The organism is Methanobrevibacter filiformis (assembly GCF_001639265.1).
Lineage (GTDB): Archaea > Methanobacteriota > Methanobacteria > Methanobacteriales > Methanobacteriaceae > Methanacia > Methanacia filiformis.
In genome coordinates this window covers 21,339-40,916 of sequence record NZ_LWMT01000255.1, presented here as the reverse complement: position 1 = coordinate 40,916, position 19,578 = coordinate 21,339, and the positions used below count along the sequence as shown (strand labels likewise).

The 19,578-nt window shown below is 29.1% G+C and carries 4 protein-coding genes; all 4 read right to left on the bottom strand.

The features are described 5' to 3' along the window. A partial coding sequence (locus MBFIL_RS07840; protein ID WP_157078729.1) for a hypothetical protein occupies window positions 1-535 on the bottom strand: 535 nt, incomplete at its 3' end. Window positions 536-703: 168 nt separating this feature from the next. Then, window positions 704-4,933: a beta strand repeat-containing protein gene (locus MBFIL_RS07835; RefSeq protein WP_066973294.1), complete on the bottom strand. Its 4,230-nt coding sequence runs from the start codon at window positions 4,931-4,933 to the stop codon at window positions 704-706. Window positions 4,934-5,588: 655 nt separating this feature from the next. Next, window positions 5,589-6,110 (bottom strand): DUF11 domain-containing protein, encoded by a 522-nt coding sequence (locus tag MBFIL_RS07830; RefSeq protein ID WP_281192548.1) that lies wholly within the window; start codon window positions 6,108-6,110, stop codon window positions 5,589-5,591. Between the two features lie 14 nt (window positions 6,111-6,124). Next, window positions 6,125-18,733: a DUF7507 domain-containing protein gene (locus MBFIL_RS07825; protein ID WP_066973290.1), complete on the bottom strand. Its 12,609-nt coding sequence runs from the start codon at window positions 18,731-18,733 to the stop codon at window positions 6,125-6,127. Window positions 18,734-19,578 lie beyond the last annotated feature (845 nt).

Genomic DNA, 19,578 nt, shown 5'->3' with positions numbered 1-19,578 from the left:
TGAGTTCTTCAACATTAAACCTTAATTCTTCTTCCTCTTCCACATCTAAGATGTTTGCAACAGTTTGATGAGATAATGACATATTATCTACTTTCAAGTCTTTACTCATTTTACGTAATGATTTTCTACCTGTACGTGCTTTAGAATGTATATTATCTATTAAAGACTTAGATGTTTTCTTATATTTTTCAAATACATTATCAAGCTTAACTGTAGGGTATTTACCACAATTATTACAATAATATTGCCTAAAATAAAATGTTTTATCGCCTGTTTGATTTAAAACAATATTACGAGAGACAAATTTCTTTCTAATCAATGCAGATTTACCACATTTAGTACATCTACGAGTATTAAACTCAAAATGATGTGGACTGGTCATAACTACATCATTTTGAAGATTTAAATCATCATATTCATATATTTTACGATTAACTAATTCATTGAAACTTGTTTCATTGTCATAATAATCGAAAAGGTTAAGTTGTATGCTTACTATATTATTATTGTCAGTGATTAATTGGTTATTGAACATATTAATTAATCTACTGACCATTATTAATAAATATTACTATTTAATTCTCTCTAATAAACTCTTACTAATCATTGCAAGTGTAAAAATCATTGTATAGATTGTTATGCTCTTATTTTTTTTAATTTTAGATTTAAAAATTTTTTTTCACAGGAGGTTTTTAGACAATAATTAAACATGTAAATAGTATTTATTAACATGAATACTAAAACATTGAAAAATAAAATGACAAGAGGTAAAATTTTGACACAAACCACCACCATAATAATGAATACCTCTATTACCACTGAAACTAGAATTACTCACACTAAAATTATCAACACTATTATAAATAGCACCACCACTTTTATTAGCAATATTATTCGAGAAACTAGAATTAGTCACACTACAATTAACACCACTATTAAAAATAGCACCACCATCACTCCCAATAGCATTATTATCACTAAAACTAGAAATACTCACACTAAAATTACCACCCTCATTATAAATAGCACCACCATAACTAGCATTATTACCAACAAAACTAGAATTAAACACACTAAAATTAACACTATTACGAATAGCACCACCAGCATTAGCAATATTATTTGCGAAATTAGAATTAATCACACTAAAATTATTACCAGTATTATCAATAGCGCCACCACTAACATTAGCAGAATTATTTAAAAAAGTATTATTATTACCTACAGTGAAATTAACACCCGTATTATAAATAGCACCACCATTAAAAGCATTATTACCAATGAAACTAGAATTACACACACTAAAATTAACACCACTATTAAAAATAGCACCACCACTAGCATTACTACTAGTATTAGCAGAGTTATTTAAAAAAGTATTATTATTACCTACAGTGAAATTAACACCCGTATTATAAATAGCACCACCACCATTAGCTCCAGTAGTAGCAGTATTACCAATGAAAGTAGAATTATTTATACTAAAGTTAGCACTGGCATTGTTATAAATAGCACCACCATAACTAGCAATATTATTCGCAAAACTAGAATTACTTACACTAAAATTAACACCACCAGCATTATAAATAGCACCACCTCTAGTACTAGCATTATTACCAATGAAACTAGAATTACTTACACTAAAATTAACACCACCAGGATTATAAATAGCACCACCCTCATAGCTAGCATTATTACCAGTAAAGCTAGAATTAATCACACTAAACCCTGCACCATAATTAATAATAGCACCGCCCCTAGTACTAGCAATATTATCAGTAAAACTAGAATTAATCACACTAAAATTAACACCACCAGGATTATAAATAGCACCACCAACACCACCACTATTCACTTTATTACCAATAAAAGAAGAATTAATCACACTAAAACCAGCACCATAATTAGTAACTGCAGCACCTAAAACACCAGTGTTATCTGTAAAATTAGAACTAATCACATTAAAATTAAGAGCATTATTGTAAATACTGCCCCCATAAGCATTATTACCAGTGAAACTAGAATTAATCACACTAAAATTAACACCATTTTGATTATAAATAGCTCCGCCATTACCACCAGCAGTAACATTATTACCAATAAAAGAAGAATTAATCACACTAAAATTAACACCATTATTATAAATAACACCACCATAAGTAGGAGCATTATTACCAATGAAAGAAGAATTAATCACACTAAAATTAACACCATATTGATTATGAATAGCACCACCATCACTACCTGCATTATTATCAATAAAAGTAGAATTAATCACACTAAAATTATCCCCAGTATTATAAATAGCACCACCATCAGTAGCATTACTATTAGTAGTCTTAATAGCAGAATTATTTACAAAAGTATTATTATTACCTACAGTGAAATTAACACCAGTATTATAAATAGCACCACCACTATTACTAGAATCACTACTAGTATTAGCAGAGTTATTTAAAAAAGTATTATTACCTATAATAAAATTAGCACCAGTATTATAAATAGCACCACCACCCTTACCCCCAGTAGTAGCAGTATTGCCAATGAAAATAGAATTATTTATACTACAGTTAGCACTGTCATTATTATAAATAGCACCACCAGAACTAGCATTATTATTTGCGAAATTAGAATTCCTAACATTAAAAGTAGATGCAAAAGTATTATAAATAGCACCACCATAACTAGCATTATTATCAGTAAAACTAGAATTAATCACACTAAAATTAGTACCATTATTCCAAATAGCACCGCCATATAATGAAGCATAACCATTAATAAAAGTAATATTAGCAATAGTAACATTGCTAGCAGTAATATTGAATATCTGTGACAGTTTCTGAGCATCCATAATAGGGGAACCAAACTCGCCACTAAGGGTTAAATTGTTATATGTATTATTTATTGTTAAGTTTGTGTTCACTCCAACTCCAACATAGTTAATAGCTCCACCTACTGGAGAACCAGCAATATGAACCACGACTTGAGTTAAATTAAACTGTTTAATAATAGCTAAAGCAGCAGAAATGTTTTTGACTGCATTGTTCCAGCTACTACCATCAAAGCTACCAGTACTTATTGAAGAGTTAACATATGTTCCATAAGTGTAAGAAGGAGCTAAAGCACGAACCTCGAGAATGGAATTTACCTTATCTCCAGTAGCCTTAATATTAGCAGATTGGTTAGAAGAACTTAAATTAATATTGGTCCAATTGTAAGAGCTGGTACGAGCATCACCATTATAAACTACTGAATTACTAGTAGTAGCACTGCCAATAGAAACACTAACATTAAAAGAAGGCAAGTTTCCAGGAGTATTAGCAACAGCAGAGTCATTTAATGTGAATTTATAGCTAAGATTAAATACAGTGCTCAAAGTATAATTAATAGTGAGATTATTAAGAGTTTCATTTGTAACATTAACACCATTTACATAAAGTTTCATAACATAATAATTAGTAATAGTGATAGTACCACTAGTTAAGCCAGTAAGGTTATTCTGTCCCCACCAATTAAAATTAGCAGTTACTGAACCTGCTGATCTATACAAAGCATATCCACTGTTGTTGTATAATCTGCTATAATTTAAAATTAAAGCACCAGCAGCGTATATTCCTCCAGCAGTAGTTGCAGAATTATTAACAATATTAGAACCAGTTACATTAAGATTACCACTACTATAAACATAAATAGCACCACCACTAGTTGCAGAATTATTAACAATATTAGAACCAGTCACACTAATATTACTACCACTATAAACAAGAATAGCACCACCACTACCACCTTTATTACCTGTGAAATTAGACCTACTTATATTACCTGTAGTAGAAACAAGAGAAGTAGCACCACCATAATTAGTACCAGAACCAGTAGCATTATTACCAATGAAATTAGAATTATTCATGATAAGTTTAGTATTATAATTACTACTAATAGCACCACCTTCAGGTGCAACATTATTTGTGAAGTTAGTATTATTCACATTAAGAACACCATAGTATTCATTAAGAATAGCACCACCATAACTAGTAGCAGTATTACCATTAAAAATAGAATTATTTGTAGTAAGATTAGTATAATAATCAGTATAAATAGCACCACCATGAACAGCATTATTACTGGTGAAGTTAGAATTAGTTATATTAACATTACTGTATCTAGCATAAATAGTACCACTACGACCATTATTACTTATGAAAGAAGAGCCATTGACACTAATATTACTGTATGTACCATAAATAGCACTACCCCAACCATAACTTGCACTAGTGCTAGTAGCATTATTTCTGGTGAAAGAAGAGCCATTAATACTAATGTTACTATAATAACTATAAATGGCACCACCGAACCCAAGATTAGCTGTGACATTATTGCCTGTGAAGTTACAGTTTATTATGGTTATTTTAGAGTTATAGCTGCATATGGCACTACCATATGCACTGTTGTTACCATTATAAAATGTTATGTTCGTGAATGTTATGTTGCTTCGTGTAGCGCTAACATTAAACATTTTTCCTAGTTTTACTGCATCTATTATTACTGTGTTTTTTGCACCATTCCCTTGAATTGTGAGGTTTACACTTGATGTAATGTTATTCCTAATATCAGTAGTTTTATTATATGTTCCAGGATTAAGTGTGATCACATGATTAGTGCCTGCACCTCCAGTATTAACTAAATCAACTGCCCCATTAATTCCAGCAGCATTAGTAGTACTAATTGTAACATTTACAGCACTAACAGATGAAACACTAACAAATAAAATAGCTATTAGTAATAATATAATAGCTATTGTAGTCAAACTTTTAGAAAAAGTTTGATCAAAAAGCTGTTTGTAAAACAAACCTTTTGAAGATCCAGAATGTTTTTGTTTTTTTATAGAATAGTTATTGGATTTTATAATATTATTTTCCTTATTTTCTAATTTCATAGTATTTATTTCCCTATATATAGAGCATAACTAAATTATCCATTTAATTTATAAAATCATATCAATTTGATAACTATAATTAAATTATATCTACCATAATTAAATTATATTTACTATAATTAAATTATATCTAATTACAGGATAATGTTGGATACAATATAGAATTTATTTCTACAAATAAATATTAATTATAAATTAAATATTATGTTTTATTAATTATATGTTAGTTCGACTAATATATAAATGTTACTATTATACCGAACATATGCTATATCAATGAAGATTTCTAAAAAAGTTAATATTGCCAAAGACTTTAATAGAATTAGTATACTTCATATAGTTGTTAATTTCATCTAATTCTTGTTAAATCTTATTTATTTTGCATTATTATTTGTTAAATATAGTTTTTATCACTATAATTTCATTTAGAATTATTTCAAATTTAAAGATTTTATTTACTTTAAAATTAAAATCAAAATCTTAATAAATTTTATTTAGAATAACTAGGATGAATTCTTGAATCACCATATAAGATTTAAATAATAACTATTATAATTCATTAAAATACTAAATAGCTATGATAATACCCCCAATATTCATGAGAAAATAAAATATACAGAAATGTTAATTCAATATAAATTATACATTAACAGAATTAGTATCTTTTTCTTCTAATCCCTGTATATGCTAGTAGTGAAATTATTATTATTATTATTATTATTATCACTATAACAATTGGTATTCCTGTTTTTTTCATTGCTACTTTTCCATTAACATGCTGTGGCTGTGGTTTAGGAGGTTGTGGCTGTGGTTTAGGCTGGGGTTGTGGGTTATTAGTTGGATCTACTTTGATATTCACACTATGTTTGGTAGTACTATTGTCTATGTCAAATTCATTAGATTCAACACTAGCAGATATTTCGTGAATTCCTTCTTTAGTAGCTATAGCTTTAAACTCAGCAGTACTAGTTTCTCCAGCATTTAAATTTCCAATTGTCCAGATACTAGTGTTTGAATCATATGAACCATATTCACTATTAAATGAAGCATGCTTAAACTCATCAGGTATATTCAATTTAACTTTTACACCAGTTGCATTATCAGGACCATGATTTACCAGAACAATATGATAGCTAAGAGTTTCACCTTCTTTAACAATATTTTTATCAGGAACTATTTTAATTTCAATATTTACAACTGGAGTGAATTAACAGCTTCTCCAGCTTTTAATGTGTTGATATTCCAAACACCATTATTCGGATTATATGATCCATATCCACTTGAAGATATGTATTTAAGACGTAAGTCAAGGACTTCATTAACTTTAACACCTGTTGCTGTATTAGTACCTTGATTTATCACTGTAATAGTGTAGGTGATATATTCTCCACTTTTAGCTTTAGTTTGGTTAGCTATTTTGTTTATTGTGATATTAATATTATTACTACTACTATTATTATTAACATTGATTATTACTGTACTATTATTATTACCTATGTTATTTTCATTGATTTCTAGTGCTGCTGTGTTTGTTATAGTGCCAATATCTATAATTTGTACTTGTATTGTTAGAATAGCTATTGTATTGTTATCTAAATTAGCTATTTGCCATTTACCACTACTTGGACTATATGTTCCAATATTTGTTGTGTAGTTAATGAGTTTTAACTTTTTATCCAATGATTCAGTTATATTGAAGTTAGTAGCATTATTTTTACCATTATTGATTACTGTGATGTTGTATTTAATATAATCTCCTATATGTTGATTTTTTGTAGCATTTGAAACCTTAAGAATAGTTAAATTAACATCAACATCATTTACTGTGAATTCTACTGTTGAATTATTCTGTGAGTTAATATTGCTTTCAGTAGTAGTTACATTTGCAGTGTTAGTTATAGTACCTATTTCTATAATTTTAACTAGTATTGTTAGTGTAACTGTATTGTTTGCCTTTAAGTTTCCAATGATCCATGTACCGTTGTTTACAATGTATTCTGTTCCATTAGTTGAATTGTAATTAACATATTCCATTTTAGTAAAGTCAAGTTGGTCAATAACATAGATACCTGTAGCATTAGTAGATCCTAAATTAGTCACTGTTATGGTGTAATTTACAATATCTCCCAAGTGAGCATTACTTGTGATATTTGATACTTTGATAATGCTTATGTTTACATCATCCACAGTTATGTTGACTGTGCTGTTGGTTTGGTTGTTAATGTTGGTTTCACCTGTTGTTATATTTGCAGTGTTAGTTATTTTTCCTATTCCTATTATTGTAACATTAATTGTGAGTGTAGCTGTTGTGTTTGCTGCTAGATTTTCAATTGTCCAGTGTCCAGTGCTTTCATCGTAGTTTCCGATTGTAGATGAAGCATTGATGTAATGTAGTTTTGTGTGATCTAAATTGTCAGTTACGGTTACATTACTTGCATTTGTTGGTCCATTGTTTGTTACATTGATTATGTAAGTTATATTGTCTCCTACATGAATATTTTCTGTTAAATTAGCGACTTTAATAATTGTAACATCCACATCAATTACATTAATAGTAACAGAAGTGTTAGTTTGGTTGTTAGTGTTGTTTTGTTCTGTTGTTATGTTTGCAGTGTTGGTTATTGTTCCCATAGTTATTATTGTTGCATTTAGGATTAATGTTACTGTTGTATTATGATTTAATAGCCTAATTGTCCAAATACCCGTGCTATTATCATATATACTGCCGTCGGATGTGATATATCCTGTGAATTTTAATTTTGTGTTGTCTATTAATTCATTTACTGTTATGTTGATTGCATCTGTTTCACCATTATTGCTTACAGCTATTGTGTAGGTTACATTATCTCCTAAATGTGCTGTTTCGGTTGTAATATTGGATATTTTGATAATTGAGATATTAATATCCCCTACCATGATTTCAACAGTGCCATTAGTTTTATTATTAATATTAATTCCATCCGTAGTAACATTAGCAGTGTTAAAGATATTTCCTTCAGCTATTATTGTAACATTAATTGAGAGAGTAACTGTAGTATTTGCTTTCAAATTTCCTATAGTCCATATTCCTGTTGTTACATTATAAGACCCTATACTTGGGACCGCATTTATGAATTTTAATTTACGGGTGTCAAGTAAATCGTTGACTGTGACGTTTGTTGCGTTAGTTATTCCATTGTTACTTACTGTTATGATATATGTGGCATTATCCCCAATATGAGCCTCACCTGTTACATTAGATGATTTTATGATTGTTAGATTCACGTCTTCGACATTTATCAGGACTGTGCTGTTAGTTTGGTTGTTAAGATTGTTTTCAAGAGTTGTTAAATTTACAGTGTTATTAATAAGTCCTAAACCAATAATTTCAGTATATAATGTTAATGTGACTGTGGTATTGAAATAAACTGTTCCTATATCCCATAGACCAGTGCTATTATCATATACACTATTGTCAGAGCTTGTATAATTTATGAATTTTAGTTTTGTATTATCTAAAGTTTCATTAACAGTAACTACAGTTGCATCAAGTAAACCATTATTCGTTACTGTTATAGTATATGTTACCTTGTCACCATAGTGTCCAATTCCTGATGTGATATTAGAAACCTTAATAATTGAGACATTAACATCCCCTACAACAATTTCAGTACTAACATTAGTTTTATTATTAATATTAGGTTCATTTGTTGTTAGGTTTGCTTTGTTAAAGATATTTCCTTCAGCTATTAAAGTAACATTAATAAGGAGTGTAGCTGTAGTATTTGCTTCTAAGTTCCCTATAATCCATACTCCTGTTGTTGCATTATAGGATCCTATAGTTACATTTGAGTTTAAATAATGTAATTTTACACTGTCTAATAAGTCAAAAACAGTGACATTAGATGCATTAGTAGAACCTTTGTTCATAACCGTGATAGTATAGGTTATATTATCACCTACATGATTATGTCCTGAGGTATTAGATACTTTTATGATGGTAACATTAACATCTGAAACATTGAATTCTGCTGTGCTATTAGTTTGGTTGTTGATGTTGGTTTCAGCTGTTGTTAGGTTTGCTGTGTTTGTTATGTTTCCAAATCCTGTGACTTCTACTTCTATTGTTAATAACACTGCTAATCCTGCTTCTAAGTTACCTATGTTCCATAGCCCAGTAATAATATCATAAGTTGTGTAATCTGGTGCTGTGTGATCTATATAAATTAATTTATTTTTATCAAGATAGTCAGTAACTGTTACATTTGTTGTGTCAATTGGACCATGATTTTCTACTGTAATGGTGTATTTAACATGATCTCCATAGTGAGGGTTAGCTGATGCATTGGAAACCTTAATTATGCTTACATTCACTTCTCCTACATAAAATGTTGTGCTTGCATTGGTGTTGCTGCCATTAAGTATTATTTCCTTTGCTGTTACATTTACAATATTTTCTATTGTTCCTGAGCTAGCTATTATAACTTCAATTTTAAGTGTAGCTGTTTGATTAATATTTAATGTTCCAACATTCCATAATCCAGTGTTATTATCATAAGTACCTGTTGAAGAGGCATAATTAAAGTAGGTTATTTTAGAGTTTAATATATCATATACAGTTACATTAGTTGCAATATCTAAACCATTGTTTTTAACAGTTATTGTATAATTAACGTGATCCCCTATATGAGATGTATCAAAACCAGTTACGTTTGATATTTTGGTAATGTTTAGATTAACTGCTGGTGTGACATTGATTGTTACTGTGGAGTTTATGTTTGGATTTTCAAGTGTTTCAATAGCTGTTACATTACCTGCAGTGTTGTTTATTGTTCCTGATTTAATAGCTTGAACAATCATATGTAGAGTTACACTTGTTTTACCTGCAATATCCCCAACAATCCAGACCCCTGTTGTGTTGTTGTATGAACCTCCAGTCCAATTAAGAAGCTTAAAACCATTATTCAACAAATCAGTGAAAGTAACATTAGATGCGAAATCAGTCCCATTATTAGTTACAGTTATTGTGAAATTGATAGTATCATTATTCAAAACATTAGTTGCATTAGCCACTTTAACAATGCTAAGATTAACAAGAGGATCAGCATCAAGAATAAGAACAATGTTCTCATCATCTGCTAAAGCATTAATTGATGATTGAGGATTAGTATTATTTAACATGGTAGCTTGTGCAAATGTGAGTGTTCTTATATCACCAGTACTAGTATTAACAGTGTTTGTACTGTTTCTAAGTAATATTTCTACTGTGAAATAAGGTAATAAACTTGAATCATTAGTAGTTAGATTATTTAAGGTTAGTCTGTAAGATAAGGTTGCTGGAGTGTTTTTTGTGTAATTTCTTGTTGCATTTACAGTTGTGTTAAATGTTGAGTTAAGTGAAAGTTGTAATACATACCAATAGCTAAGGTTTAAATTTGCTCCTGAAGTAGTGTATTGATCGTTTATATTATTTTTTCCCCACCAATTGAAGTTTACATTAGTATTAGTTCCTGAATTGTTCATACCTACAGCATTTTGATAGATTCTGTTGTAATTTAATGTGTTGTTATGTCCTGTGACATTTATACCTGCAACTGTATTGTTTACAATTGTTGTGCTTATTATTGTGTCATTTAAACCATACATTACAGCCCCTACTTCATTTCCGTCTAATGTTCCATTAGTGAAAACATTATTATCATTAGATGAATTAAAAGTTAAACCAACTTTTAATTTAGCTATTGTAATGTTAGAAAATGTGTTGTTATGTCCATTTACAAATATTCCTCTTGTGTTGTTATTTCCAATAATTGAACCATTAGAAATATTATTTCTATGACCATCAACAAGTAAAACAATGCCATTATTAGTTATAATATTATTGCTTATTAGATAGGTATTTAAATTTATAGTTGAATTATTGAAGCCTATTCCTAAAACACCATCATTACCATTAAAGGAATTATTATTAATAGAAGTTTGATTATTTAATGTATAAATAGCCATATGAGTATTATTAGAAAATGTAGAATCATACACAGTGAAATTATCACCAAAATTACAGATAATATCATTTTTAGCATTATTACTAGTGAAAATAGAACCATTCACACTAAAATTAACACCACTACCCGCATTATACATAACTCCACCATTAGTAGTAGCATTATTATTTGTGAAAGTAGAATTGTTCACACTAAAATTACCGCCAGTATTATACATAACTCCACCATAACTACTAGCATTATTACCAGTGAAAATAGAACCACTCACACTAAAATTACCACCCTCATTATAAATAGCACCACCATAACTAGCATTATTACCAACAAAACTAGAATTAAACACACTAAAATTACTACTACTAAAAGTATTATAAATAGCACCACCACTACTACCATTATTACAGATGAAACTAGAATTAATCACACTAAGATTAGTAACATAACCAGTATTATAAATAGCACCGCCCCTACTAGCAATATTATCAGTGAAACTAGAATTAATCACACTACTATTATCACCCGTATTAAAAAAAATAGCACCACCATCACGACTAGCATTATTACCAGTGAAAGTACAACTAATCGCGCTAAAATTACCACCACAATTATAAATAGCACCACCATAACTAACATTATTACCAGTGAAAATAGAATCACTCACACTAAAATTAACACCAAGATTATAAATAGCACCACTACCATTATTACCAGTGAAAATAGAATCACTCACACTAAAATTAACACCAGTAGTATAAACAGCACCACCAAAAAGACTAGCAGTATTACCAGTGAAAGTACAACTAATCACGCTAAAATTATCAGCACCAGCATTATAAATAGCACCACCATAAAGACTAGCAGTATTACCAGTGAAAATAGAATCACTCACACTAAAATTACTACTACGATTATTATAAATAACACCACTATTACTAGCATCATTACCAGTGAAAATAGAATCACTCACACTAAAATTACCACCAGTATTATAAATAACACTACCATTACTAGCATTATTACCAGTGAAAATAGAACCATTCACACTAAAGTTACCACCACTACCAGCATTATAAATAACACCACCAGTAGTAGCATTATTATTTGTGAAAGTAGAATTCACACTAAAATTAACACCAGTATTATAAATAACACCACCACTACTAGCATTATTACCAGTGAAAATAGAATTAATCACATTAAAATTATCACCCCCATTATTAATAGCACCACCATAATTAGGAGCACTATTACCATTAAAACTAGAATTAATCACACTAGAATTAACACCAGTATTCTGAATAGCACCACCATGAACACTAGCATTATTACCAGTGAAAATAGAATTAATCACACTAAAATTAACATCATAATTAGAAATAGCACCACCACCATTACGAGCACTATTGCCATTAAAACTAGAATTAATCACACTAAAATTAGAATTAGTACCATTAAAATTACAAATAGCACCACCATGAGAGACATTAGCATTATTACCAGTGAAAATAGAATTAATCACACTAAAATTAGTACCACCAGAACTATAAATAGCACCACCATTAACATTAGCAACATTACCTGTGAAATTACAATTCACTATAGTTAATTGAATAGAGTTAAAATTATCGATAGCACCACCATTATCAGTGACATTACCATTTATAAAAGTTAAATTTATAAAAGTTACATTACTTCTTGCACTATTAATAATAAACATTCTTCCAAGTTTTCTTGCATCGATTATTACTGAGTTTGTTGGACCATTCCCTTGTATTGTAAGATTTACATTGGATGTGATGTTACTCCTAATATCATTAGTTTTGTTATATGTTCCTGGATTAAGTGTTATTGTATGATTAGTGCCAGTAGTAGTAGTTAGAGCTACAGCTCCATTAATACCCGTACTATTAGTAGTGCTAATGGTAACATTTACAGCACTAACAGATGAAACACTAACAAATAAAATAGCTATTAAGGATATTATAATAGCTATTTTAAAAATACTATTTTTAGAATTATTATTAATATTATTACTATTATTACTATTATTATTAGTATTACTATTACCATGATTATTTTTAGAACTACTCTTATTTCTTAATTTATTAGCTGAAATTAATCCAAATATACCTAATATTAATAATATGACATTTATTAAAGGAACACCAGTTTTCTTCATACTCACATTAGAACCTATAATTTCATGAGAGTTATTAGTATTATTGTTGTTAGTATTATTATCATTAGTATTATTGTTATTGTCATTATTAGAAGAATTAAATTTAAATTCAACTATTTTTGAATTAAATTGACCAAATCCATTGAATTTAATTTTAAGAACATTATAATCCTTAATTTGTATTACAGGATGAATTTGACCATTTTTATCAGTGATAAATATTCCAAGAACTTTACCATTTAATACTACTTCAAGTGGAATATTAGGAATTGGATTACCATTGCTATCAGTAGCAGTGATGGTAGCTACAACTTTATCTCCAGCTTTTGCAGGAGGAATGTGAACATTAATATTAATTGTTTCGTTAGTATTATTTGTGTTATTGTTAGAAGAATTACCTTTAAATCTAATTATTTCTTCAGCAGCATTAAATTCATTACTTTCACTGAATTTGACTTCAAGAACATTATCCTTACTAACAGGTATTACATGATGTATTTGACCATTTTTATCAGTGATAAAGTTTCCAAGAGCTTTACCATTTAAAATTATTTTAACAGAAGCATTAGAAAGTGGATTACCCTTAGCATCAGTAAGATTAATAGTTGCTGTAGTATTATGTCCAATTTTAGTATCAGGAACATGAATAGTAATATTAACATCTTTTTTACTGAAATTAACATTTACAGTCAAATTAGAAGAACTATATTTATCATCACCACTAAATTCAACAGTAATATTACTTTTAACAGCAGTGATATTATAAGGAACCTTAGCTATTCCATCTACAAACTTAACATTAGTATAATTAACGCCATCAATAGTAAGATTAGCAGTTGTATTCACAGGATTACCATTAACATCAGTCAAATTAAGAGTAACATTAACAGTATCACCAACACTACCCTTAGGAACACTAACACTCAAATTAACATCCGTCTTAGTGAAATTAACACTAGCAGTATCATTAGCAGAACCATACTTATTATTGCCCTCAAAGACAACAGTAATATTATTCTTAACACCAGTAACATTATAAGGAACCTTAGCTATTCCATCTACAAACTTAACATTAGTATAATTAACACCATCAACAGTCACATTAGATGTAGTATTCACAGGATTACCGTTAACATCAGTCAAATTCAAAGTAACGTTAACAATATCCCCGATCTTACCAGCAGGAACAGTGCCACTAAGATTAACAGCAACTTTAGTAAAATTAACACCAATTGTTACGTTAGAAGGACCATAAAAATCATTACCTTTAAACCCAATAGAGATATTATTCTTAACTTCAGTAATAATATAGGGAACCTTAGCTATTCCATTAATAAATTCAACATTTGGATAAACCACACCATCAACAGTGACATTAGCAACAGTACTTACAGGATTACTATCAGAATCAGTTAAATTCAAAGTAATATTAACAGTATCCCCTATTTTAGCATCAGGTATTGAAGCACTAAGATTGGTGCCATATTTAACATTAATTGTTGAATTAGTAGTACCATTATCTGTATTATTTTGATCAGTAATAACATTTGCAATATTAGTTAATCTTCCACTGCCAATAATAGTAGTAGTTATATTCAAGACAACCGTTTCACCAGCACCAAGACTACCAATAGTCCATATGCCAGTATTATTATCATAATTTCCACGATTAGCACTACTACTTACAAAACTCAACATAGTATTATTCAACTTATCAGTTACAAATACACCTGTAGCATTAGTAGAACCGTGATTAGTGACAGTAATAGTATAAGTAATATTATCTCCAATGTTCACAATGCCAGTAACATTAGATACTTTAACAACACTCACATTAACATAATTAGTCACATTAATAGTAGCATTACCTGTTCCATTGTCAGTGTTAGTATTATTCTGATCAGAAGTAACATTCGCAACATTCGTAATTGTCCCATCATTTATAATGGTGGCTATTATGTTTAATGTAGCGGTTTCACCAGAATTTAAGTTTCCAATAGTCCACAAACCAGTGGTATTATTATATTGTCCTTTACTTGCATTGCTGTTTATGAATCTTAGCATTGTGGTGTTTAATTTATCAGTCACAATTACATTTGTAGCATTAACATTACCATTATTAGCTACAGTGATAGTATAAGTAATTGTATCACCAACATTAGCTATTCCAGTAACATTAGAAACCTTAACAACACTCAAATTAACATTATTAGTAACATTAGTATTGTTAGTAACATTAATGGTGTTGTTATCTGTTCCATTATTATCATCAGTATTATTCTGATTAGAAGTAACATTCGCAACATTCGTAATTGTCCCACTACTAATAATAGTCGCTATTATAGTTAATGTAACAGTTTCACCAGGATTCAAGTTTCCAACAGCCCAAATACCAGTACCACTATTATAACTTCCTTTACTCACATTACTACTTGCAAATCCTAACATTGTAGTATTCAATTTATCAGTCACGTAAACGCCTGTTGCGTTAGTTAGTCCTTTGTTTGTGATTGTAATTGTGTATTTTATTGTATCGCCGATGTTTGCTGTTCCTGTTGTGTTAGATACTTTGATAAGAGTTATGTTTACATCTTTTGATATGTTGTTTGTTATTGTGCTTTGATTTTGGTTGTTGATATTTTTTTGGTCGGTAGTTATGTTTGCGGTGTTTGTTACTGAGTTGTTTCCTATTATTGTTATGTTGATTGTTAGTGTTGCAGATTGTCCTGGAAGTAGGTTGCCGATTGTCCATTTTCCTGTTGTGTTGTTGTATGTTCCAATAGATGCAGTTGCATTTATAAATTTTATTTTATTAGTATCTAAGATATCAGTTACATAAATTCCTGTTCCAGTGTTTTCTCCATTGTTTGTTACATTAATTATGTAAGTTATATTATCTCCAATGCTCACGGTTCCTGTTGTGTTAGCTATTTTAACTATTGATATGTCTACATCAGTTATGTTTAGTATTACTGTGCTTGTAGTGTTGTTATTCGTATTATTTTCATCTGTTGCAACTATTGCAGTGTTATTTAAAATTCCTGTTCCAGTTATGGTTACATTTACAGTTAATGTTACTGTTTCTCCTGCTTCTAGTGTTCCAATATCCCATATTCCAGTGCCATAGTTATATGTTCCTTTACTTGTATTTGAGTTAAGGTATTGTACTTTGTTGTAGTTAATTAGATCTTCTACAAAGACTCCTGTTGCATTGTTTAATATTTCATTGTTGGTTATGGTTATTGTGTAGGTTACATTGTCTCCAAAATGAATGTCTCCACTTACATTTGCAACTTTTAAAACATTTACATTAACTGTATAATTAGCAGCTTCACCAACAATGGTTAAAATAAGGTTTTCGTCATCAGATAATGCATTAATTGAATATTGAGTATTAGGATTGTTTATTGCCACAGATTGGCTTAGACTGGTATTTCTAATGTCTCCAGTTAAATTGTTAACAATGGTCGTGCTGTTTTTAATTAATATGGTTACTTCAAAGTATGGAAGTAAGTTTGGAGTATTGGTTACTGGAATATTAAGTGATAAATTATAGCTTAAGTTAGCACTCTGATTTTTACTGTAATTTCTTGTATCATTTGCAGTTGTGTAAAATGTATTATTTAATGAAAGTTCAAGGACATACCAAGTATGTAAGTTGAAATCAGCACCAGTATTTGTATATTGACCAGTAATATTGTTTAATCCCCACCAATTAAAGTTAACATCAGTATAAGTACCAGAATTATTAAGCCCCAAAGTATTATTATGAATACGATTATACTGGACAATATTATTATCTCCTGTGACATTAATACCAACAATAGTATTATTAACTATGTTTGAACTTATAACCGTGTCATTAGAACCTAACATAGACATACCAATCCCATTACCACTAATTGTAGCATTAGTTAATATATTATCACTGTTAGTTGTATTAAAACTCAAACCAACTTTTAAATTAGCTATTGTAATGTTAGATAATGTGTTGTTGTGTCCATTTACCAATATCCCTATTGAGTTGCTATTTCCAATAATTGAGCCATTAGAAATATTATTTCCATGACCATCAACAAGTAAAACAATATCATTATTTTTCATGGTATTATTGCTCATTAAATAGCTATTTAGATCAATATTTGAATTATTAAAACCAATTCCCAAAACACCATCATTACCATTAAAAGAATTATTATTAATAGAAGTCTGATTATTCAATGTATAAATAGCCATATGAGTATTATTCGAAAATATCGAACCCTTGAGATTGCAATTAATAGCATCAATAAATATAGTACCATTAGCATCATTACCAATAAAACTAGAATCACTCACATTAAGATAACCATAACCACCATAAATAGCACCACCATTATTAGCATTATTACCACTAAAACTAGAATTATTCAGACTAAACCTAGCACCATGCTGATAAATAGCACCACCATTATTAGCATTATTACCACTAAAACTAGAATTACTCACACTAAAATTACTATCATAACCAATATAAATAGCACCACCAACATGACTAGCATTATTACCACTAAAACTAGAATTACTCACACTAACATTACCAGGAGAGCTATGAATAGCGCCACCATAGGCATAGGTATCATTAACAGTATTATTAGTGAAAATAGAATTACTCACATTAAGATTACCCCCACCATTACCAATAGCACCACCAGTACTACTAGCAAAATTACCACCACGAGTACGACCAGTATTACCAATAAAACTAGAATTACTCACACTACAATTACCACTATTATGAATAGCACCACCATTATTAGCATTATTACCACTAAAACTAGAATTACTCACACTACAATTACCCCCATTACCAATAGCACCACCAGTAGTAGCATTATGACCACTAAAACTAGAATTAATCACATTAAGATTACCCTCATTACTAATAGCACCACCACCACTATTAGGATTAATACCACCTATACCAGAAATACTAGCATCATTACCACTAAAAATAGAATTACTCACACTACAATTACCCACATTACTAATAGCACCACCGCCGCTAGCAGTATTACCAATAAAACTAGAATTACTCACACTAACATTAGCACTATTAAGAATAGCACCACCCCTACCTATAACATTTGCATTTATAAAAGTTATGTTAATTATTGTAACCGAATATCCAGCAGATATTTGAAAATGTCTACTTTTTCTTTCTGCATCTATTATTACTTTACCATAAGCTTCTCCTGCAATAGTTAGATTTTTTGATATTGTTAAATTTGTGTTATTATTCAGTCCTTTATATGTACCATTTTTAAGTAAAATAGTATCTCCACTAGCAGCAGATCCAGTAGCATTTTTTAATGTTAATTTTGGAGCGGATGAATCCCCACTTGCACTATCTGTTCCATTGGTCGCTACATAAACAGTTGCCGCATCTACACCAGAAATTAATACTACAGATGAAATAGTAACAAGTAAAATAGCTATTATTGATAATATAATAGCTATTGTAGTCAAACTTTTAGAAAAAGTTTGATCAAAAAGCTGTTTGTGAAACAAACCTTTTGAAGATCCAGAATGTTTTTGTTTTTTTATAGAACAATTATCCAATTTTATAATATTATCTTCCTTATTTTCTAGTTTCATACTATTTCCCCATAATATGTAGTGTGTAAATGTGTGTAATTGAATTATTCATTTAATTTATAAAAATCAGATTAACTAAGAGCAATTAAATTATATCCAATTATATGAAAATATTGATACAATATAGAATTTATTTCTATAAATAAATATTAACTATAAATTAAATATTATGTTTTATTAACTATATATTAGTTCGACTAATATATAAATATTACTATTATACAAAACATGTTAATATATCAGTGAAAAATTCTAAAAAAGTAGGCAGTGTTAAAGACTTTAATAGAATTAGCATTAATTGTACTGATAATAATATTAATATAATAGCTATTAAATGAGTATCAATGAGTACCTATTTTTTCATTGAAATACATCCCGCAAGAAATGATTTAGTGTTGTTTTCAGGCAGTTGAGACTTTATTACTAAATAAAATGTTAAATTCACTTAAGCTAAGATCATTAATACATATGAATCATAGGATAATCATTTAATTATAAGAAAAATACATTTAGTAAAAGTACTAACAAAGTCATGTAAAGTGATAGTTCCATATGTATCAAACTATTCATATCTCACTGAAAATAATAAAATCATTAAATAGGTCTGAAAATACTTAAATATTTTATAAATAGCTACTCGGAATTAATAAATATGTTAAAATTATTAATAAATAATTTTAGAAAGATAAGATAAAAAATAGCTATTTATAAAACATGACAAATATTAATACATTCTATTCCCTAATTAAACATTAAATAAAGATATATGACGAGAAAAAATGAATATTTTTTTCTATTGTATAAAAAAAACTCTAAGAAAAATAGATTAAACCAGAATATAAATG